Source organism: Leptotrichia sp. oral taxon 223 (genome assembly GCF_013394795.1).
Lineage (GTDB): Bacteria > Fusobacteriota > Fusobacteriia > Fusobacteriales > Leptotrichiaceae > Leptotrichia.
The window spans coordinates 249589-269401 of record NZ_JABXYU010000004.1 but is presented as its reverse complement, the minus strand read 5'-3'; the positions used below and the strand labels follow the sequence as shown (position 1 = coordinate 269401).

General features: G+C 36.6%; 28 protein-coding genes and 1 pseudogene. All 29 read left to right on the top strand.

The genetic code is table 11. The annotated features are described in order from the left end of the window. Positions 1-134 precede the first annotated feature (134 nt). Complete coding sequence (locus HW275_RS11535; protein WP_178936692.1) at positions 135-428, top strand: VRR-NUC domain-containing protein; 294 nt, start codon at positions 135-137, stop codon at positions 426-428. Continuing rightward, positions 429-1808, top strand: a complete 1380-nt coding sequence (locus tag HW275_RS11530; protein ID WP_178936691.1) for a DEAD/DEAH box helicase — start codon at positions 429-431, stop codon at positions 1806-1808. A gap of 3 nt (positions 1809-1811) precedes the next feature. Beyond that, positions 1812-2276: a class I SAM-dependent methyltransferase gene (locus HW275_RS11525; protein ID WP_178936690.1), complete on the top strand. Its 465-nt coding sequence runs from the start codon at positions 1812-1814 to the stop codon at positions 2274-2276. Continuing rightward, positions 2276-2821: a dUTPase gene (locus HW275_RS11520; RefSeq protein WP_178936689.1), complete on the top strand. Its 546-nt coding sequence runs from the start codon at positions 2276-2278 to the stop codon at positions 2819-2821. The genes HW275_RS11525 and HW275_RS11520 overlap by 1 nt, the downstream gene beginning before the upstream one ends. A gap of 55 nt (positions 2822-2876) precedes the next feature. Next, positions 2877-3104, top strand: coding sequence for a hypothetical protein (locus tag HW275_RS11515; protein ID WP_178936688.1), 228 nt, complete (start codon positions 2877-2879; stop codon positions 3102-3104). A gap of 105 nt (positions 3105-3209) precedes the next feature. Continuing rightward, a complete protein-coding gene (locus tag HW275_RS11510; protein WP_178936687.1) occupies positions 3210-3713 on the top strand; it encodes a sigma factor-like helix-turn-helix DNA-binding protein in 504 nt (167 codons plus the stop codon). Between the two features lie 270 nt (positions 3714-3983). Next, positions 3984-4424, top strand: a complete 441-nt coding sequence (locus tag HW275_RS11505) for a terminase small subunit (RefSeq protein WP_178936686.1) — start codon at positions 3984-3986, stop codon at positions 4422-4424. Further along, complete coding sequence (locus HW275_RS11500) at positions 4414-4914, top strand: phage terminase large subunit (protein ID WP_255460107.1); 501 nt, start codon at positions 4414-4416, stop codon at positions 4912-4914. Before HW275_RS11505 ends, HW275_RS11500 begins: the two co-directional genes overlap by 11 nt. A 39-nt stretch (positions 4915-4953) precedes the next feature. After that, positions 4954-5487, top strand: coding sequence for an NUMOD4 domain-containing protein (locus tag HW275_RS11495; RefSeq protein WP_178936684.1), 534 nt, complete (start codon positions 4954-4956; stop codon positions 5485-5487). Between the two features lie 196 nt (positions 5488-5683). Next, positions 5684-6520 (top strand): annotated as a pseudogene (locus tag HW275_RS11490) (PBSX family phage terminase large subunit); the annotation flags it as partial. Positions 6521-6530: 10 nt separating this feature from the next. After that, on the top strand, positions 6531-7976 hold the full coding sequence (locus HW275_RS11485) for a phage portal protein (protein WP_218975162.1): 1446 nt from the start codon (positions 6531-6533) through the stop codon (positions 7974-7976). After that, positions 7969-9519: a minor capsid protein gene (locus HW275_RS11480; protein WP_178936682.1), complete on the top strand. Its 1551-nt coding sequence runs from the start codon at positions 7969-7971 to the stop codon at positions 9517-9519. Before HW275_RS11485 ends, HW275_RS11480 begins: the two co-directional genes overlap by 8 nt. Beyond that, on the top strand, positions 9500-9763 hold the full coding sequence (locus HW275_RS11475) for a hypothetical protein (protein ID WP_178936681.1): 264 nt from the start codon (positions 9500-9502) through the stop codon (positions 9761-9763). Before HW275_RS11480 ends, HW275_RS11475 begins: the two co-directional genes overlap by 20 nt. Before the next feature lie 33 nt (positions 9764-9796). Continuing rightward, the gene (locus HW275_RS11470; protein WP_146961784.1) at positions 9797-9979 is read left to right on the top strand and encodes a hypothetical protein; all 183 of its coding nucleotides are present in this window, start codon (positions 9797-9799) and stop codon (positions 9977-9979) included. Continuing rightward, positions 9976-10272: a hypothetical protein gene (locus tag HW275_RS11465; RefSeq protein ID WP_178936680.1), complete on the top strand. Its 297-nt coding sequence runs from the start codon at positions 9976-9978 to the stop codon at positions 10270-10272. The genes HW275_RS11470 and HW275_RS11465 overlap by 4 nt, the downstream gene beginning before the upstream one ends. A 95-nt stretch (positions 10273-10367) precedes the next feature. Next, the gene (locus HW275_RS11460; protein WP_178936679.1) at positions 10368-10967 is read left to right on the top strand and encodes a phage scaffolding protein; all 600 of its coding nucleotides are present in this window, start codon (positions 10368-10370) and stop codon (positions 10965-10967) included. 15 nt (positions 10968-10982) lie between these two features. Continuing rightward, positions 10983-11936: a major capsid protein gene (locus HW275_RS11455; protein WP_178936678.1), complete on the top strand. Its 954-nt coding sequence runs from the start codon at positions 10983-10985 to the stop codon at positions 11934-11936. A gap of 11 nt (positions 11937-11947) precedes the next feature. Beyond that, on the top strand, positions 11948-12130 hold the full coding sequence (locus tag HW275_RS11450) for a hypothetical protein (protein ID WP_178936677.1): 183 nt from the start codon (positions 11948-11950) through the stop codon (positions 12128-12130). Between the two features lie 9 nt (positions 12131-12139). Further along, positions 12140-12538: a hypothetical protein gene (locus HW275_RS11445; RefSeq protein ID WP_178936676.1), complete on the top strand. Its 399-nt coding sequence runs from the start codon at positions 12140-12142 to the stop codon at positions 12536-12538. After that, complete coding sequence (locus tag HW275_RS11440) at positions 12532-12903, top strand: hypothetical protein (RefSeq protein ID WP_178936675.1); 372 nt, start codon at positions 12532-12534, stop codon at positions 12901-12903. The genes HW275_RS11445 and HW275_RS11440 overlap by 7 nt, the downstream gene beginning before the upstream one ends. Then, a complete protein-coding gene (locus HW275_RS11435; protein ID WP_178936674.1) occupies positions 12903-13505 on the top strand; it encodes an HK97 gp10 family phage protein in 603 nt (200 codons plus the stop codon). Before HW275_RS11440 ends, HW275_RS11435 begins: the two co-directional genes overlap by 1 nt. Next, on the top strand, positions 13506-13931 hold the full coding sequence (locus HW275_RS11430; RefSeq protein WP_178936673.1) for a DUF6838 family protein: 426 nt from the start codon (positions 13506-13508) through the stop codon (positions 13929-13931). A gap of 1 nt (position 13932) precedes the next feature. Next, on the top strand, positions 13933-14154 hold the full coding sequence (locus tag HW275_RS11425) for a hypothetical protein (RefSeq protein ID WP_178936472.1): 222 nt from the start codon (positions 13933-13935) through the stop codon (positions 14152-14154). Beyond that, on the top strand, positions 14154-15467 hold the full coding sequence (locus HW275_RS11420; protein WP_178936672.1) for a phage tail sheath family protein: 1314 nt from the start codon (positions 14154-14156) through the stop codon (positions 15465-15467). Before HW275_RS11425 ends, HW275_RS11420 begins: the two co-directional genes overlap by 1 nt. A 25-nt stretch (positions 15468-15492) precedes the next feature. Beyond that, positions 15493-15972, top strand: a complete 480-nt coding sequence (locus tag HW275_RS11415) for a phage tail tube protein (RefSeq protein WP_178936671.1) — start codon at positions 15493-15495, stop codon at positions 15970-15972. Between the two features lie 62 nt (positions 15973-16034). Continuing rightward, on the top strand, positions 16035-16457 hold the full coding sequence (locus tag HW275_RS11410; RefSeq protein ID WP_178936670.1) for a phage portal protein: 423 nt from the start codon (positions 16035-16037) through the stop codon (positions 16455-16457). Positions 16458-16468: 11 nt separating this feature from the next. Next, complete coding sequence (locus HW275_RS11405) at positions 16469-16648, top strand: hypothetical protein (protein WP_178936669.1); 180 nt, start codon at positions 16469-16471, stop codon at positions 16646-16648. A gap of 12 nt (positions 16649-16660) precedes the next feature. Next, on the top strand, positions 16661-19159 hold the full coding sequence (locus tag HW275_RS11400) for a tape measure protein (RefSeq protein WP_178936668.1): 2499 nt from the start codon (positions 16661-16663) through the stop codon (positions 19157-19159). Then, positions 19159-19812, top strand: a complete 654-nt coding sequence (locus HW275_RS11395; protein WP_178936667.1) for a hypothetical protein — start codon at positions 19159-19161, stop codon at positions 19810-19812. The genes HW275_RS11400 and HW275_RS11395 overlap by 1 nt, the downstream gene beginning before the upstream one ends. The last annotated feature ends 1 nt before the right edge of the window (position 19813 follow it).

The window sequence follows — 19813 nt, the reverse complement described above, 5'->3', positions numbered from 1 at the left end:
AGAGTACAAAATAAAGGAATTAAAGAGATTAAAGAGTATAAATATGCGTATATAGAGTATATAAATCCTTTATTTAATAGTCTCTATACGCGCGCATGAAAAGTTTGTAGCTCTGTAAAAATTTGGAGGTAGAAATGTCAGAAAAAGAAATCGAAAATTACCTAGTTAGAAAAATAAAAAATAAAAAAGGAACCGCATATAAATTTACAAGTCCTGGAAATTCAGGAGTGCCAGACAGGATATGCATGCTTCCGAACGGAAAAATATTCTTTGTTGAACTGAAATCTCCCGGAAAGAAGCCGAGAGCCCTGCAGGTAAACCAGATTAGAAAAATAACTAATTTGGGACAGAGAGTCTATGTGGTGGATTCCAAAGAAATGGTGGACAGGGTATTAGAAAACGAACTGCTTAGCTGGAAGGAGGATTAAATGGAGTTCAAGGCACACAATTATCAGAAATACTGCATTGAGAAAGTTATCGAAACACCAAAGGTTGGGTTGCTACTTGATATGGGGCTGGGGAAGACGATTATAACACTTACGGCAATTGATGAGCTTAAATTTAACAGGTTTGAGGTTGACAGGGTTTTGATAATAGCACCGAAGAAGGTTGCCGAAAGCACGTGGCTTAATGAAGCGGAAAAATGGGATCATCTGAAATACTTAAAATTTTCAAGAGTACTTGGTTCAGAGAAAAAAAGAATAACGGCGTTGAATACGCCTGCGGACATCTATGTGATAAATCGTGAAAATGTCCAGTGGCTTGTCGAGTATTATAAGAATGACTGGTCATTTGATATGGTTGTAATTGATGAATTTTCAAGTTTTAAAAACCATGCAAGCAAAAGATTTAAAGCGTTGAAACTTGTACTTGGGAAAATAGAAAGGGTAGTGGGGCTTACAGGAACGCCAGCACCGAATGGGCTAAAAGATATTTGGGCGCAAATATACCTGCTGGACAAGGGAAAAAGGCTTGGAAAGAATATAACAGCTTTTCGTGAGAGATATTTCAATTATTCAAAATATGGTGGAAATCCTTTTGGGGAATACGAACTGAAGGAAGGGTCAGACAAGTCAATTATGAACAAGATAAGCGATATATGTGTTTCGATGAAAGCGGAAGACTATTTGGAACTTCCAGATATAATCTACAACACCATAACAATTGAGCTTGATAACAAATCAAGAAAGCAGTATGAGGAACTTGAGAAGCAGATGATTTTAGAACTGAACGAGTCCGAAGAAATATCAGTTGCGAGTGCGGCGGCATTGACTGGAAAACTATTACAGCTTTCAAATGGAGCCATTTACGATGAAGAACGTAAGGTTCATAAGATTCACGACTGCAAGATTGAACGTTTTATGGAACTTATAGAAGAGCTTAATGGAAAACCTGCTTTAGTATTTTACAGCTTTCAGCATGATTTGGAAAGAATAAAAAAGGCATTGGAAAAATCAAGGTTAAGAGTAAGGCAGCTTAAAACCCCAGAGGATGAAAAGGACTGGAACAGCGGGAAAATTGACATACTTCTGGCACATCCGGCAAGTGCGGCATACGGTTTAAACCTTCAGGACGGCGGAAATCACGTAATATGGTTTGGGCTTAACTGGAGTCTTGAACTTTACCAGCAGGCAAATAAAAGGCTTCACAGGCAGGGGCAGAAGGAAAAGGTTATAATCCACCACCTTGTGACACAGGACACAAGGGACGAGGATGTAATGAAAGCTCTACAGAGTAAGGGAGACGTTCAGGAAGAACTTTTACAAAGCCTGAAGGCAAGAATTGATAGATATAGAGAGGGAAGATGATAAATGAAGATACTTGATGTATGTTGCGGCTCACGAATGTTTTGGTTTGATAAAAATAATAAAAATACAGTGTATATGGATAATAGGAAATTTGAGGGTGTTTTATGTGATGGAAGAGAGCTAAAAGTCAATCCAGATGTGGTAGGCGATTTCAGAAAAATCCCTTATCCTGATAACAAATTTAATTTGGTTGTATTTGATCCGCCCCATTTAATTAGAGCAGGAGAAAATTCATGGACAGCCAAAAAATATGGAAAATTAGATCCTGAAACTTGGAAAAATGACATAGAACAAGGATTTAATGAATGCATGAGAGTCTTAAAAGTGAACGGAGTTTTAGTTTTTAAATGGAGTGAAGAGCAGATAAAACTGAAAAGCATATTGGATGTAATTGACTATAAACCTTTGTTTGGGAACCGAAGGAGCAAGACACACTGGTTGGTATTTATGAAATTAGAGGAGGAATAATGGCTAGCGAAAATGTGAAAGAAGAGGCGTTAAAAGAATTTAATATAGAGGAACTGCTGAAGAGACAGGCAATGCTGGATAAGAAATTTGATGAAAAGAAAACTATCAATGCAAGAACAGCTAAGGGTATTCAAGTTGCGTTGATAACAGAAATTGGAGAACTGATCCAGGAACTTAAAAGTGAATGGAATTACTGGAAGAATAGCACTGAAAAATTCAATAAATCAAAAGTGTTAGAGGAATTATCTGACGTATTGCATTTTTATCTCAGCTACATAAATGCAAGAGACGAAGAAACCAGAGGCAGAACGGTGCCATTTTTAGACGAAGCTTTAGTTGAATACAACAGAGAGGTATTATCAGTAAAAAGTTTAGAAGACATATTAATTACATTATCAGATTTTAGAATATTGAACGAAAACAAGGTTTTAGGCGGCATTTTGGCTATTTCAGAATACGTAGGAGTAACAGAAGAGGGGTTCTTGCAAGTTCATCACGAGAAATGGCTTAAAAATATGAATGAACGTACAAAAGAGAGTTATTAACTTATGTGTATACAAGTAAAGAGTATAAGTAGAAAATTAGACAGGAGGAATTAGTATGAGAAAAGTAGTATCAGCAATAACAATGACAATATATGTGGTAATTATTTTAGGGAGTTTAGGATTGATAGTGTATAAAACAATAAACGATATTTCAAACGTAAAAACATTGTTAGAATTTGTAAAATTGATGTTAATAGATTTTATATTGTTTATTTTTTGGGGCGCAGGAGTCCAGGTTTTAACTTTTATTTTTGGGATATTCAAATTTAAGGAGTACAGATGATAGCAAAAACACTAAACGGGAACAGTCATTCAATCAGACAATTAAAATACAAACTGGTAAATGCTGGAGAAAAAAATTAAAGAATGCGAATTTCGGGGAGGAAAAATGACAGAAAAAGATATTGACAGAATAGCGGACAGAGTTGCAGAAAAATTAAAACAGATGAAAAAAATTGACAAGTACAAAGAAACCGAAGCGATGTTAAGAGCTTACCTAAATTACAAAAGAGTAATCTTGAAAAATAATGAACGTATTGATAACATACTAAAAAATGGATTAGGAGAAGCGAGAAAAGGTAAGACAGGTGAAAATGTTCAGGGGGGATTAAAAAAATATGAAGGCGTTCCGGAAAAAGAAATTGAAAAAGTGGAGCATTTAAAATCTGAAAATTTAAAAATGGAAAAAAGGATTATCAGGGTAGACAACGCCCTGATGAATATCAAGAATGACAAATATTATGATGTTATAGTATTGAGATATTTCAAGGAATGGACGATTGATGAAATAGCAGATGAAATGAATGTCGATAGAAAAACGGTAGGAAGAAACAGGACAAGATTGGTTAAAGAGCTGCAGTTTAACCTGTTTCCTGAAATACTTTTGGATTAAGGACTTGACAAAAATGTCCCATACGTGCCCCAAACGTGGTATTTACATTCCCCATTTATATGTTATAATATGTTAGAATGTGAAAAATGTAAAAGACATTTAATAAACCATTCCACTTATAAGTGTCAGTTATTTTAACTGTCAAAAGACGGTATTCTTTTTATAACCGTCTTTTTTTGTTCATAAATACTTTTAGTATATCGCCTTGTGATTCAGCAGCCGCTTAGAATTGCAAGGCACTATTATTTTTGAGGAGGTGGAGAACTTGACATGAAATTGACGGAGAAACAGAAAAGATTCGCAGATTACTACATTGAAACTGGAAATATAACAGAAGCAGCAGTAAAGGCAGGGTACAGTAAGAAGACAGCGAGAGTTATTGGGCAGGAAAACTTGCTTAAACCTGCTATAAAAGGCTACATCGACGAAAAACTGGAAGCCATGCAGGATGAGAGGACGGCATCTGCCAAGGAAGTGCTTGAGTTTTTAACTAAATCAATGAGAGGTGAAATCAAAGAGGAAGTTGTCGTTGTTGAAGGAACCGGGGACGGAACAAGCGAAGCCAGAATGATTGAAAAGCAGATAGGACTGCGTGACAGGATTAAGTCAGCAGAGCTGCTTGGCAAACGATATAGACTGTTTACAGATAGGGTTGAAGTTGATGGAGTTGTGCCGGTTATGATTGTGGGTGAGGATGAACTTGAAGAGTAGGAAAGTGAAGCTGCCGGAACTTGTTGGGAAAGGATATAAAGATTTTTGGAACTTCAAAGGAAGGTACAGAGTCTGTAAAGGTAGCCGGGCGAGCAAGAAAAGCAAGACGACGGCATTATTTTTTATTTATTCAATGATGAAATATCCTGGGGCAAACTTGCTTGTGATAAGAAAAGTTTATCGGACATTAAAGGATAGCTGTTTTACAGACTTGAAATGGGCAATAAACAGACTTCAAGTAAATGAGTATTGGGATGTCAAGGAAAGCCCGCTTGAAATTGTTTATGTTCCAACAGGGCAGAAAATACTATTTAGAGGATTGGACGATCCGCTTAAAGTTACTTCAATAACAGTTGAAACGGGGAATCTATGCTGGGCGTGGATTAATAAATTCAGTTCACGCCGTCAAAAAATAAACCACTTTAATTGCTGGAAAATCCAAACAAGTAAAGTTGTGGACAATCAGCAGCGAAGTTATTTGACAATGTAAAATGGATATGGTATCATTTACTTATGAAGGAGTGGTACTATGAAAGAGATTTGGAAAGAAATTGAAGGGTTTTACGGTTACTATTTAATCAGTAATTTTGGAAGAGTAAAAAGTACGGGTGGATGGTGTGGAACAGCAAAACGGAAAGAAAAAATCAGAAGTACGAGTTTAACTAAAGACGGATACGTAAAGGTTAGATTGAATAAGAAAGATAAAGATAAAACTGTGAGAATCCACCAGCTTGTAGCTGAGGCATTTGTTCCAAACCCAAATAAAAAAGATACAGTAAACCATATAGACGGGAATAAGCAAAATAATCACTACACCAATTTAGAATGGGTGGATAGAAGTGAGCAGATGTATCACGCATATAGATTAAACTTAAAAAATTCTCAGACAGGAGCAAATAATAAAAATTCAAAATTGACTGATGATGACGTTAGAGAAATTAGGAAAAAGTATGTTAGGCAAAGCAAGGAGTTTGGAACGGTTGCTTTAGCTAGAAAATACGGTGTTACTAATAGAGTTATAGGTTTGATAGTGAATTTTAAATCTTATAAAAATGTCAAATAAAACGTTCAACGACTATCGAAAACACACAAGAGCCTTTTGGCTCTTTTTTTTGTGGAAGTGAGTAGAGTAGGGTTTAAGTAAACTCGAAACGGGTGGCACTTATTGAATTAAGTGAAGATATAGTCTGAACTATATGGAAACATATAGAGGGTATACGGAAACGGTATATCTGTAACAGTATTGAGAAGAAGCCTATGAGATAAACAAGGAGCAGGATTTTAATATGCTTGACGAAAGTATCAGGGGTAAAATTGAAGAGCCTTTGTATAAGCAGATTACACTCACGTTTAACCCTTGGAACGAACGGCACTGGCTCAAAAAAAGATTTTTTGACGCAGAAGACGACAACATAATGGCAAAGACAACCAACTATATGTGCAATGAATGGCTTGATGATAGCGATAAAAAATTGTTTGAGGATATGAAAAAGAATAATCCTAGACGGTATCAGGTGGCAGGGCTTGGTAACTGGGGAATTGTTGAAGGGCTAGTTTATGAGAACTGGGAAGAAAAAGAGTTTGATGTCAATGAGATTTCAAAACGTAGAGGTGTAAAATCAGCTTTCGGACTAGATTTTGGATATACCAATGATCCGTCAGCATTTTTCTGTGGGCTGATTGACGTAGCGAATAAGGAAATTTATGTGTTTGACGAGATTTACAAAAACGCAATGAAAAACCGTCAAATTGCTGAAGAGATTATCAGAAAAGGCTATGGAAAAGAAAAGATTGTGGCAGATAGTCAAGAGCCTAAGTCGATTGACGAACTTTATGATTTGGGATTGAAGGGCATAAGAAAGTCAAGAAAAGGTAGGGACAGTATTAATAACGGAGTTCAATATATTCAGGATTATAAAATTATTATTCATCCCAGATGTGTGAATTTCATAACTGAAATATCAAACTATATGTGGGATAAGGACAAGTTTGACAACCCAATCAATAAGCCTGTGGACGATTTTAACCATTTAATGGACGCAATGAGATACGCTTTGGAAAGCTACTCAAAAGGCCCTACATTTTCTTTTGATTAAGGAGTAAGGAATGTTTGAATTTATTAAGAAATTGTTTAGGAGAAAAGATAAGATGGGAGAACAGAATATCAATCTTAGCGAAGTTGAGAGTATCATAATGTGGCATTTTGCAAGCCGGAAATACAGGGAGATGAAAGACGGAAACAACTATTATCGTGGAAGGCACGACATCCTTTCAAGGCAGAGAACGGCAATCGGGGAAGATGGGAAATTAACAGTAGTTCATAACTTGCCAAATAATAGAATTGTCGATAACCAGTATAAAAAACTGGTTAAGCAGAAAGTGAATTACATAATTTCTAAAACTCCAAGTATTAAAAGTGAGAACCAGGATTACGATAATAAATTGAATGAACTGTTTGATAAAAATTTTCTTAAAACATTGAAAAGAGTAACCACTGACGTCTATAACAATGGACTTGGGTGGTTATTTTTGTATGTGGATGAAATGGGAAATTTAAAATTCAAGAGGATAAATTCAGTTGAGGTTATCCCTGTGTGGCTTGACAACGATCATGAGGACCTGGACTACGCAATAAGAGTGTACAGCCGAGAACTTTATAAAAATGGGACGTATAATACTGAAAATTATGTTGAGATTTACAGAAAGTCTGGAGTTGAGTATTACAAAATGAACAATACAAAACTTACAGCAGTTGAGAAGAAGGCATACCTGAGTGTTGATGATAAGCCTTACAACTGGCAAAAAATACCTCTCATATGCTTCAAAGCGGATGAGCTGGAACAACCCCTGCTTAAAAGAGTAAAATCGTTACAGGACGCTTTAAACATGCTTATAAGTGATTTCATAAATAATATGCAGGAAGACAGTAGAAATACGATTTTAATTATTAAAAATTATGACGGTGAAAACTTGGGCGAGTTCAGAAAAAATCTTTCCACATTTGGAGCTGTTAAAGTAAGAGAGGATGGAGATGTATCAAGTTTACAAGTTGAAGTGAATGCGGGAAACTATGAAAGCATTGTGAAACTGCTGAAGAAAACCATAATTGAAAATGGCGGAGGATTTGACAGCAAAGCTGATACGCTTGGGAATAATCCAAATCAGCTTAACATACGTTCGATGTACTCGGACATAGATTTAGAGGCAAATGATTTTGAAACTGAGTTTCAGGCAAGTTTTGAGGAAATGGTATGGTTTGTAGCAAATCATTTGAAGAACACAGGGCAGGGTGACTTCATAAAGGAAAAAGTGGAGGTTGTGTTAAATAGAGATATACTTGTGAATGAAAGCCAAGCGATTTCGGATATTAGAAATTCGGTTGGGATAATTTCGGAGGAAACACTTGTTGCACAGCACCCTTGGGTAACTGATGTTCAGGAAGAGCTTGCAAGAATTAAGAAAGAAAAAACAGAACAGCAGATACAGGGACAGACTGATTACGTTAATTTTGAGGACGGTAAACATAATCATGACGGTGATTTAAATGAGTGATTATTGGAAAGATAGATTTGTTGAGGAAGAAAGCCGAGTTAATCAAATGGCTGTAAAAGAGATAAAGAAACAGCAGGCTGAATACGATAAGGCCATCACTAGGATAAATCAGGATATTGAAATCTGGTACAACAGGATTGCTAAAAATAACGATGTAACATTGGCAAATGCAAAGGAAATGCTTAACAAGAAGGAACGTGATGAGTTCAAATGGACTGTAGAAGAGTATATCAAAAAAGGTTCAGGAAAAGATAGTTTAAAGTTTGCAAAAGAACTTGAAAATGCAAGTGCCAAGTACCATATAGAGAGATTAGAAGCTATGAAACTACAGGTACGTGCTGAAATTGAAAAGTTGTACAATGATAACGGCAACGGATTTAAAAATTATCTAGGTAACTTATACGAGGATCAATACAACCATACGTTTTTTGAAATCGCAAAAGGTACTAGTATGGGAATTGGATCAAATATGTATAAACTAAATGGTAAATTAGTAAATACTGTTATTTCTAACCCTTGGGCTTCTGACGGAAAACATTTTTCAGGCAGGATATGGGAAGACAAAGAAAAACTTTTAAACGCTCTGCATACAGAAATGACGCAGGCTTTTATTCGTGGGGATAAACTTGATACATTAATAGAAAAAGTTGTTAAAAGAATGAATACAAGCAGAAGCAACGTGGCAAGGCTTGTCTATACTGAAAGTGCCGCCTATGCTTCTAAAGCTAGAATTAAGACTTATGAAGATTTGAATATTGAACGTTATGAAATTGTCGCTACTCTTGACAGCAGGACTTCCGAGACTTGCCAGGGACTTGACGGCAAAGTGTTCGAGTTTAAGGATTATGAGATTGGCACAACTGCTCCGCCATTTCACGTTAATTGCAGGACAACAACGGCTCCGTATTTTGAAGACGAGGAAGAAGGGGAACGTGCTGCAAAAGATAAGGACGGAAAAACTTATTATGTGCCAACCGATATGACCTATAAAAAGTGGAAAAGCAAGTATGCTATTGAAAACTCGGAAAATAAAACAATAAAAGTTCCTGAAGGGCGGTATAGACTACTTGGAAATATTAAAAATACAAGGTATAATAATGTTGAAGAGCTTTTGCAGAAATACGAGAAAAAAATAGTTAAGGATACCTATGAAAGTGCTATGGTTGTAACTGAGACTGGAGAAATATACGTTATAAAGGGCGATAAAGGTTCGATACCTATGCAAAGAATCGAATCAATACGTTTTGAGAACGCTTCTATAACTCACAATCACCCAAAAGGAAGGCACGAATGGGGATTCAGTGGTGGAGATTTTGACACTTTCAGAAATGGCAAGTTCAGGTATATGAGAGCGATTGATGAAAAATATGTGCATGAACTCTCAAAAGATATGTTTGAAATGGATATGACGAATTTTGATGATGACGTTCAAAAACTTCGAGAATCAGACTTTGAAGAAGTCGCACAGATTTTACAAAAACTAAATGCAAAAGATAAAAACCTGAAGTATAGGAGAAGAAAACATGCTATCAAGAGAACATAGGTTATATAAGGCATTTAAGAAAATGAGGGATAAAGAAAAAGAGTATCAGATAAAAAGAGAAGAAATGGGATGGATAGGGCTGGATGGGCCTTTTTCAGAGGAAGAGCGAGAGCTTCACAAGGAATTTTTTGAGTTTATGAAAAAGGTTTTGAAGGAAGAAAAAGACTTAAATTTTAAACTTTCAGATTTATGGGAAATGTATGAGGAAGACAATCAACAAAAAAAAGCTAATCACGGTTATTAATTTAATCGTGATTTTTTTGTTTAAGGAGGGAAAATGATAACACTTAATATCTATCATAGCGACGGAAACTACATGGGTGTTAAATATGAAAAAACATTGAAGAAATTTATTAAGGAAGCTGATAAAGGTAAAAATGTAAAGCTAATAAGTGGAAACAGAGAATGGTATATAAATACGGCTTTAATACTAGCGTTTGAGGAGGTGAAGGGAAAATGAAAATATTTATAAGTCAACCGATGAGAAATAAGAGTCACGCTAACATAGAGCAGGAAAGAGAAGAGATAGTTAGCCGATTGAAAGAAGAGTACGGGGAAATAGAGATTATAGACTCAGTTTTTCCGATAATAGCAAATAAAAGAAATATTTCTTTACGATATTTAGCAAAATCGCTGGAATTAATGTGTGATGCAGATATAGTTGTTTTTGCGCAAGGCTATGAGTATGCGAGAGGGTGCAGAATTGAATATGAATGTGCTGTTAATTATGGACTAGCAGTAAAACTTTTATAAAAAATCGCCTTTTTAGGATTTGTAGGCGTAAAAGAACAAATCAAAAATAATCTCGTTGGCATACAACGTAAAAAATGGATAGGAGTGAATAGATTATGAACAAAGAGGATTTGTTGAAATTAGGTTTGTCAGAGGAACAGGCGGAAAAGGTGCTGTCAGTAAATGCAGAACAGTTGAAAGGGTTTATACCGAAATCAAGATTTGATGAGGTAAATAACGCCAAAAAGCAACTGGAAAAGGATTTGAAGGACAGGGATGTGCAGCTTGAGAATTTAAAAAATAGTTCTGGAGATGTGGAAACAATGAAACAGACTATTGAAAATTTGCAAAGGGACAATAAGGCTGCAAAAGATAATTTTGAAGCTGAACTTGCTAAATTTAAATTGGAAAGCGCAATTGACACTACTTTGCTAAGTTCAAATGTGATTAATACTAAAGCGGTTAAGGCTTTGCTTGATATGGGTAAAATTAAACTAGATGGTGAAGTCCTGATTGGTATTAATGAGCAATTAGAAGCATTGAAAACTGCTGAAGACAGTAAAATGCTGTTTAAAGCGTCTGAATCAAAACCGAAGGAGCCTAACTTTTCAGGAGTTAAACCTGGAGAAGGGAACACGGGAACAGAAGGCACAAATCAATCAAAATCGCTAGCGGATGCAATAATGGCAAGACTAACGGTAAATAAAAATGAATAATAGGAGGTGGCTTATATGCCAATAACATTAGCAGAAGCTAAAAAGAACGTACAGGATGATTTGCAAATTGGAGTAATTGATGAATTTGCAAAGAGTAATTTTATTATGAGTAACATACCATTTGACAATGTGGTTTCGCCTACAGGTGGAGGTACCACAATGACTTATGGATATACAAGGTTGAAAACCCAACCTACAGCGACTTTCAGGGATGTGAATGAGGAATACACACCTGCGGAAGTTTCAAAAGAAAGACATAATGTTGACTTGAAAATATTTGGAGGATCATTTCAAATAGATAGGGTTATCGCAGACATGGGCGGAATTGTTTCAGAGGTTCAACTGCAAATGACTCAGAAAATCAAAGCTGCGTCAGCATTATTTAACGACACAGTTATTAATGGGGATTCAGGAGTAAATGCAAAAGCGTTTGATGGATTAGAAAAAGCGGTTACGGGAAGTACAACGGAATTTATCCCAACGGCAGCAATTGACTTATCAGACTCGACAGCGGTAGACACAAACTATAAACTGTTTTTAGATTTACTGGATGAATTTTTAATGGGGTTAGATGGAACACCGTCAATGTTAGCTGGAAATACAAAATTGATTGCCAGATTGAGAGCCTGTGCGAGACGTTCGGCTCAATATACTGTTACAATGAATGAATTTGGACAACAGGTTGAAAAATACGGAGCAATCCCATTTGTTGATTTGGGTACTAAAGCAGGAACTAATGACCCGGTTTCAATAATAAATGGACAAGGGGAAACATCTTTATATGCCGTAAGATTTGGTATGGACGGATTCCATGGAGTTGCGCCAACTGGAAATGCTTTGGTTAAATCGTGGTTACCCGACTATAAAACAGCAGGTGCGGTAAAAACAGGTGAAGTGGAAATGGTTGCGGCAGTTGCATTAAAAGCTACGAAAGCCGCAGGAATTTTCAGAAAAATCAAGGTTAAATAGGAGGATTTTGTATGGCTGTTAAAATATACGCACCAAATGAGAGTTATACTGGAAGTAGTGCTGGAGTAACTTTTGTAAATGGAGTTGGAGAAACGGATAATCTACATTTAATCGATTGGTTTAAGGAGCGTGGATATAGAGTGGATGAAGAAGATATTGATTCTGAAGAAAAAAGCAAAAAATCTAAAAAATAGGTGGTAGTTATGGATTATATCACGGACATCAAGGAAGATGTCAAAAAATATTTAAAGTCGCTGGGTTATGAAGTTGTAGATGGTGACTTATTTTTATTGGACAATTCCATTCAGACAGTAAAGTATTACATTTGCAACAAGACCAATCAGAGAAAAGTACCTGAAGGATTAAAATACGTTTGGTTAAATAGGAGTGCGGCGGAGTTTCTCAACTTCAAATTAAAAATGAATCAACTTGATATTCCTGGGTTAAATTTTAACCGTATAGCAAAAGAGATAAGTGAAGGAGAAACTAAAGTAGTTTTTGAGGACAGTAAGACCACAGGAGATAAATTTGAAGTATTTTTATCAACGCTTTTAACTTATGGAGAAAGCGAGATACTCAAGTACAGGAGGCTAGTATGGTAAGCGAAATCTTAAAAAGTGCAAGAGAAGCAATACACTCGATGTGGGACGGACTGTGTACTGCTTTTGAAAATAAAAAATCAAAAGATAAGTACGGAATAATAAGTTCTGAAAAAGTAGAAATATGTAAGAATGCGCCTTGCCGCCTAAGTTTTAAAAATATCAGCCAAGCTGAGCAGACAGGGCTGGGGGCGAATGTTTCTCAAGTTGTTAAATTATTCATTTCTCCAGAAGTTTACATCCCTCCGGGAAGTACGATTGAAGTGACTCAAAACAACGTGACAAGGAGATATAAGCACAGCGGAATATCAGCAGTTTATACGAACCATCAGGAAATCATACTTGAGGCGGAACAGGAGAAGGCATAATGGCGAGTTCAAAGATAAAGGTACAGTTTGATGGGCTGAAAGAGTTCCAAAAAATAATTGAAGAAATGGAGAAGGAAAAAGAGCAGTTGATGATTGATACTATAAAAGAGTTAGCTGGTAGACTTCTACGTAAAGTAATTAAAAGGACACCTGTAAGCTCTCCAAACTTTGGAATTGCTACCTACAAAAGAGATAATAAGAAAAAAGGCATAAAAAAAGGTGACACCATCTATGATAAAAAAGGTAGAGCCAGAGTTTTAAAAACCAAGACAGTTTCATATAAAAAAGGTGGTAAAACATTCTCTAAAACATACGGTGGGCAAGGTGGAACTCTAAGAAAAAACTGGACAGTATCAGATGTAAGAAAAAATGGTGGAAATTATGAGATAGAAGTTTCGAATTCTACTGAATATGCAAGCTATGTTGAATTTGGGCATAGACAAACGCCAGGCAGATTTGTTCCTGCTATTGGAAAACGTCTGAAAAAGACTTGGGTAAAAGGTAAGTTTATGCTTACGATTTCCGAAAACGAACTGCAAAAACAGGCTCCCGCTGTCATTGAGAAGAAAATTACTGAATGGCTTAAAAAATTAGGAGGATAAATGCTGAATGAAATTGTGAATGCGATAGGCTTGAAATTGTCGGAAAATTTTGAAGGGATAGATGTTCATAGAGAAGAACTGGAGCAAGGTTTTAAGGAGCCTTGCTTTTTTATTGACTTGTTGAATCCTAATGAAAAGCAGATTATTGGAAATAGATATTTGAGAAGTTATCTGTTTGACATTGTATATTTTCCTAAGAGTAAAAAGGCTCAAGATATATTTGAAACGCTGGACAAACTTTATACTGTGCTTGAGTATATAAAACTTGATGATGGCACACTTGTTCGAGGAACTGACAGGAACTCAAGGGAAGAGGACAAGGTGCTGCATTTCTTTGTTATGTATGAAATGTTTATCTATAAACTGGATGGAGAGAAAACTAAAATGGGAAAACTTGGAGTAAATACTGGATTGAAGGAGGAATAATATGGCGGATAATAACGGTGCTGAAAACAAGGCACAAGCAAAAAAAGAAAACACTGAAAATAAATCAGGTGAAACTAAATTTGTAAAAAGTCAGATTATAGGATCTGATAAATACAAAAATAGGGCTGATATATTAAACGTCTTATTGGAAGATGACAAGGAATATACGTTATCAGATGTCGATAAGAAATTAGAGGATTTTTTAGGTAAGGAGGTTAAATAATGGCTTATGGTGGAGGTACTTGGCTAGTACAGAATAAAGTTTTGCCGGGTACGTATATTAATTTTGTAAGCAAGGAAAGAGCGGAACTTGTATTCTCGGATAGGGGATATGTCGCAATTGGAGTTGAGCTTGACTGGGGCACTGATGAGGAAATTTTTAAGGTGGAAAATGGGGATTTTATTGAAAATTCTACAAAATACTTTGGGCATTCCTATGACAGCGACAAATTAAAAGGGCTGAGAGATTTCTATAAGCACGCTCAAACTGGTTACATTTATAAATTGAATGCAGGCGGAGTTAAAGCCTCGAACGCTTTTGGGACTGCAAAATATACAGGAGAAAGAGGGAATGATATTAAAATATCAATTCAGGCAAATGTTGATGACACTTCTCTTTTTGATGTTACAACTTTTGTTGATTCTGAAAAGGTGAACGTTCAGACTGTGGCTACTGCAAAGGATTTAAAAAGCAACGATTTTGTAATTTTTAAATCTGATGCAACCCTTGCAGCAACAGCAGGAACACCTATGACAGGCGGTACAAATGGAACTGTAACAGGTGCATCACATCAGAAATTTTTGGATAAAATCGACAAATATTTTATCAATGTTTTAGTTTGTACTTCAAATGAGAAAACTATAAAAGACTTGTATGTGCAGTACACAAAGAGAATGAGAGACAGAGTTGGGGCTAAATTTGTATGTGTAGTTTATCGTGCGGCTGATCCAGATTATGAAGGCGTGATTAATGTAAAAACTAAGACACTGGATTCTGATTTTCCTGAAAACTCAGCGGTGTACTGGGTTGGTGGAGCAGAAGCATATTGTGCGGTTAACAGAAGTTTGACAAATCATAAATACAATGGGGATTTTAAACTTGAAGTTGAGGAAACACAGACAGAGTTGGAGTTAGCAGTAAAAGCTGGATATTTTATTTTCCACAAGACTGGGGATGAGATAAGAGTTCTGAAGGACATCAATTCTTTTGTTTCTTTCATAAAAAGAAAGAACAGGGATTTTTCGTTCGCCCAAGTAATGAGAACTTTAGATCAGATTGCTATTGATGTGGCAACAATATTTAACAAGACGTATCTTGGTTCGTCAAACAATACCGAGTATGACAGAAATGACTTGAAACGTGATATTTCAAAGCACCACGAAACATTGGAGGACTTGAGAGCAATAAAAGACTTCAATGAGGAAACAGATATTACAGTTGTAGAAGGGGAAACAAAGGAAAGTGTACTGGTTACGACTAACATTAAGCCAGTTGTTGCTATGGAAAAACTTTATATGAATGTAATTGTACAATAATTTAGATAGAGGAGTGTGAGAATAGATGAGCGATACAGCAATAATGAAAGGGAAGGACGCCATATCTGGAAGTCTTGCCAAATGCTTTGTTACAGTTGGAAATAAAAGGTATAACTTTATGCAGGCTATAAATGTTAAGGCGGAAATGGAAAAAAACAAAGTTGAGGTTCCAATTCTGGGTAAAACTGGAAAAGGGAACAAAGCGGCAGGATGGAAAGGTACTGGAAGCGCAACCTTTCATTTTAATACATCTATATTTAGAGAAATATTGCAGGAGTACACAAGAACAGGTAAAGACATTTATTTTGATATGCAGCTTGTAAATGAAGATCCAACTTCGAGTGTAGGGAAACAGACCATAATGCTGATTGACTGCAATCTTGATGGTGGGATAATAGCACAGTTTGATGCAGATGCGGACTATCTTGAAGATGAGTTTGACTTTACGTTCGAGGACTGGAAACTTATGGATAAATTTAATGCCCTTGACGGCATGAACATATAAGGGTACTTTTTGGGGGCTTTAAGCTCCCTATTTCCCAAATAAATTTAGGAGGATAATTAAGAATGAAAGATTTAAAATTTTTTTTAAAACAGAATACAATCCCTGTGGAGAATCAGGAAGTGGAAGTGTCAAAAAGATTTAAGGACGATGCAGGAAATACTGTTAAATTTGAGATAAAGTCAATCTCAAATGAAATGGATGACGCACTAAGAAAGCAGAATACAAGACAGGTTAAAAAGGCTAAAGGCGTAATTGTTCCAGAACTAGATCAGCAGAAATACTTCGTTGATTTAGTTTTAAAATCATTGGTTTATCCGGATTTGGATGACAAGGAGCTGCAGGATTCCTGGGGAGTAATGGATTCAAGGGAACTGATAAATGCGATGCTGCTTCCAGGAGAATATACAGCTTTGCTTCAGGAAGTTCAAAAGATAAATGGATGGGATCTTAACGTAGAGGATATCAAAGATGAAGTAAAAAACTAATTGAGGCAAATGTGGCAGAGTATAACTATGCTTACTATTGCCTGCATAAACTGAAAATAAGGCCAAGTGAATTTGCTGAAATGGATATTTATGAGAAAGCGTTCATTATGGCCTGTATTGACATAAAAATAAAAAAAGAGAAAGAGGCTGAGAAAGAAGCTAAAAGAAAGGCTGGCCGTAAAAGGCGTTAGGAGGTGCGAAAAATGGCTACAATTCAGAACAGCATAATTTTGAATGACAGAATGACACAAACGTTCACGGCGATAAATAACGCTATAAGTGCAACTGTAAACAGCCTATCCAGTCTTGATGGAAAATCTATGAATATTAATACCACTAATTTAACAGCCGCAAGACAGCAGTTGGCATTAGCAGAAAATGAACTGCAAAAAATGAAAGGCGACAGTAAAGCGGTAAACGATAACTTAAGTAAGACGCCCGGTATTGTTGATAAAATACAGAAAAAAATGATGCAGGTAGGGGCAGCGATAGCAGGGGTTATGGGTGCAAAACAATTACTTCAGGCATCAGACCAGAATGCGCAGATAACAGCAAGGCTTAACTTGATAACGGACGCACCTGAACAGCTGAAAGAACAGATTTATCAGTCAGCAAATGACGCAAGAGTTGCGTATACAGAAACTATGGATCAAGTAGCACAACTAGGATTGCTTGCAGGAAACGCTTTTAGCAATACAGGAGAGATAGTTAGATTCACGAATCTCATGCAGAAAGCTTTTAAAATATCTGGAACAGGTGCCCAAGCGGCAACAGCTGCAATGTATCAGCTGACACAGGCAATGGCTTCCGGAAAATTGCAGGGAGATGAACTGCATTCTGTATTAGAGCAAGCACCTATGGTAGCTCAAGCCATAGCCAAGCATATGAACGTTTCATTAGGAGAATTAAAAAAGCTAGGAGCCGAAGGGCAAATAACAGCGGACATAATAAAAAATGCTCTATTTAATGCAAGTGATGATATAAATATGAAATTTAAACTGCTCCCATTGTTATGGCAAGATGCTTGGATTTTAGCAAAGAACTTTGCTTTAAAAGAACTGGATAGTATTCTGAAAATAATAAATCGAGTTGCAAACACTAGAGCATTTGATTCTTTCGTGACAAATATGAAAATTGCTTTCGTAGGTTTGAAAACAGTTGCTGAAGGTATTTTTAATGGGATTGCTATGGCGGGTAAATTTATAGCTGATAACTGGCAGGCAATAAGTCCAGTTGTTTATGGAGTTACAGCGGCATTGATGACTTATGTGATATGGCAGGGAATCTCAACAGCTTTAGAATGGCTGAGTGTGGCGGCTAAAACAGCACAGAGTGTAGCAACAACTATCCTGACAATAGCTAAAATAGCTTTAACATTTGCCCTTCATGGATATTCTGCAGCACAAACTGAAGCAAATGCGGCCGCTTGGGCTTTTCCTGGAACCTGGATTGCTGCAATCATAGTCGGCCTTATAGTTTTAATACTGTGGGCGGCAGTAGCCATAACTCAATGGGCAACAGGGACTCAAAGTGCATTAGAAACAGTAGGTGGAATGTGGTACTGGCTATGTGCGGTAGTTGTAGATATATTCATCATAATTTGGGATATAATAGTGATTTTTGTATCAGTGGTTATACTTGCATTCATAGGACTGGGTGCATTAATAGTAAACGTATTCATAGGAATATGGAATGCGGGAGTATGGCTTGTAAACGCACTTTTACAAGGCTGGTACTGGATGGTTAACGGTGCGGCAATGGTCTGGGCTTGGTTAAAAGTAACTATAAGCAATATCCTTAAAGGTATTTACAATTTCTTTGTTGGAGTTGCAAACGGCTTTATAGATGGATATAACGCTATAGGTAGAGCAGCGGTAACTGTTGCGAATGGATTCCACAACGCTTTTGCCAATGCGATAAATTCACTTGCAAGAATGGTTGAGAATTTCGTCAATGGATTTTTGCGGGGATTAAATGAAATCGGTAAAGTTGTGGATTCTGTTATCGGTACCCATTTCTCAAACGGTGGAGCTCTTCAAATAAGTCTTGGCAGAGTGGGTGGAGGAGGTGGTGCTTCATTTACCCCAGCTCAACACATTCAAGCTATGGCTTACGGGGACGCTAACGGAGTGAAAGTGGCACAAAAGCAGGCACCGAAATTTGGATATGCAGGATACGCAGACCCTTCAAGTCTAATGGAAGGTGTCATGAACGGTGCTGGACAGCTAACCAATTCGAAGCTCCACGACCCAAATAGAAATTTTGACAAGGGTAAAAGTGACGTTAGAAACGGAATCAAAGGCATAACTGATGGATTTGATAAAGCCAAAGAAGAGTTAATGAACATGGGAAAAAACAAACCAGTAGATAAAGGAGCTGGTGGCGATAAAGGATCAGGTGGAGATAAAGGAAAAGGCGGAAAAGGTGGTGGGGGTGGAAAAGACCCCAATAACAAAAAAACAGCCGATAACACAGGTAAAATGGCCGATAAAATGGATGACATGAATGAGGATATGAAATATCTAAGAGACATTGCAGAAAGGGAATATGTAAACAAATTCACAACTGCAGAAATAAAAATAGATATGACAAACTACAACAATATTTCAGAACAGGCAGACGCTGATGATTTTATCGACGCACTTGGTGAAAGGTTAGCAGAACATGTCTATACTGGAGCGGAAGGGGTGCATAGTGACTGATGAGAACACAGGGATATATATTTTATATTGGCAAGGTACTTTTGCCTGTTGCGCCTTCATCTGTTAATATTTCGCATAAGAATATGAACAGTATTATCAATTTGATAAATGATGCGGAGTTTAATATGTTAAAACAGGAAGGATTGCAAGAAATAAGTTTTAAATTTATGCTTCCTTCCCAACGTTACCCATTTGCCAGATACTTAGGATTTTATCAAAAACCGAGCTACTTTTTAAATAAGTTAAAGAATCTAAAAAAAAGAGCTAAGCCTTTTCAGTTAATTATAATAAGAACCTATCCAAATTCCGCACAAGCCTATTTCAACACAAATTTGAAAGTATCACTTGAAGATTTTTCAGTTGAAGAAAATGCTGAAGAGGGTATGGATGTATATGTGGAAATTAAACTGAAAGAATTTATAGACCCCCGTCCAAAACAATACATAGCGAATGCGGATGGAACTGTGAGTACACAGAACCAGAGATGGACAGATAAAGTTGAAAGCAGGATAAAGGAAATGAAGTATGGCGATAAAATTTGGCAAGTCATAAGACGTGAAACTGGCGGACTTGATCAGCTTGAAACAGTTATGGAAATAAATGGGATTTCTTCCTTAACTGGATTTGTAACAGATAAATTAAGGTTGTGGTAGA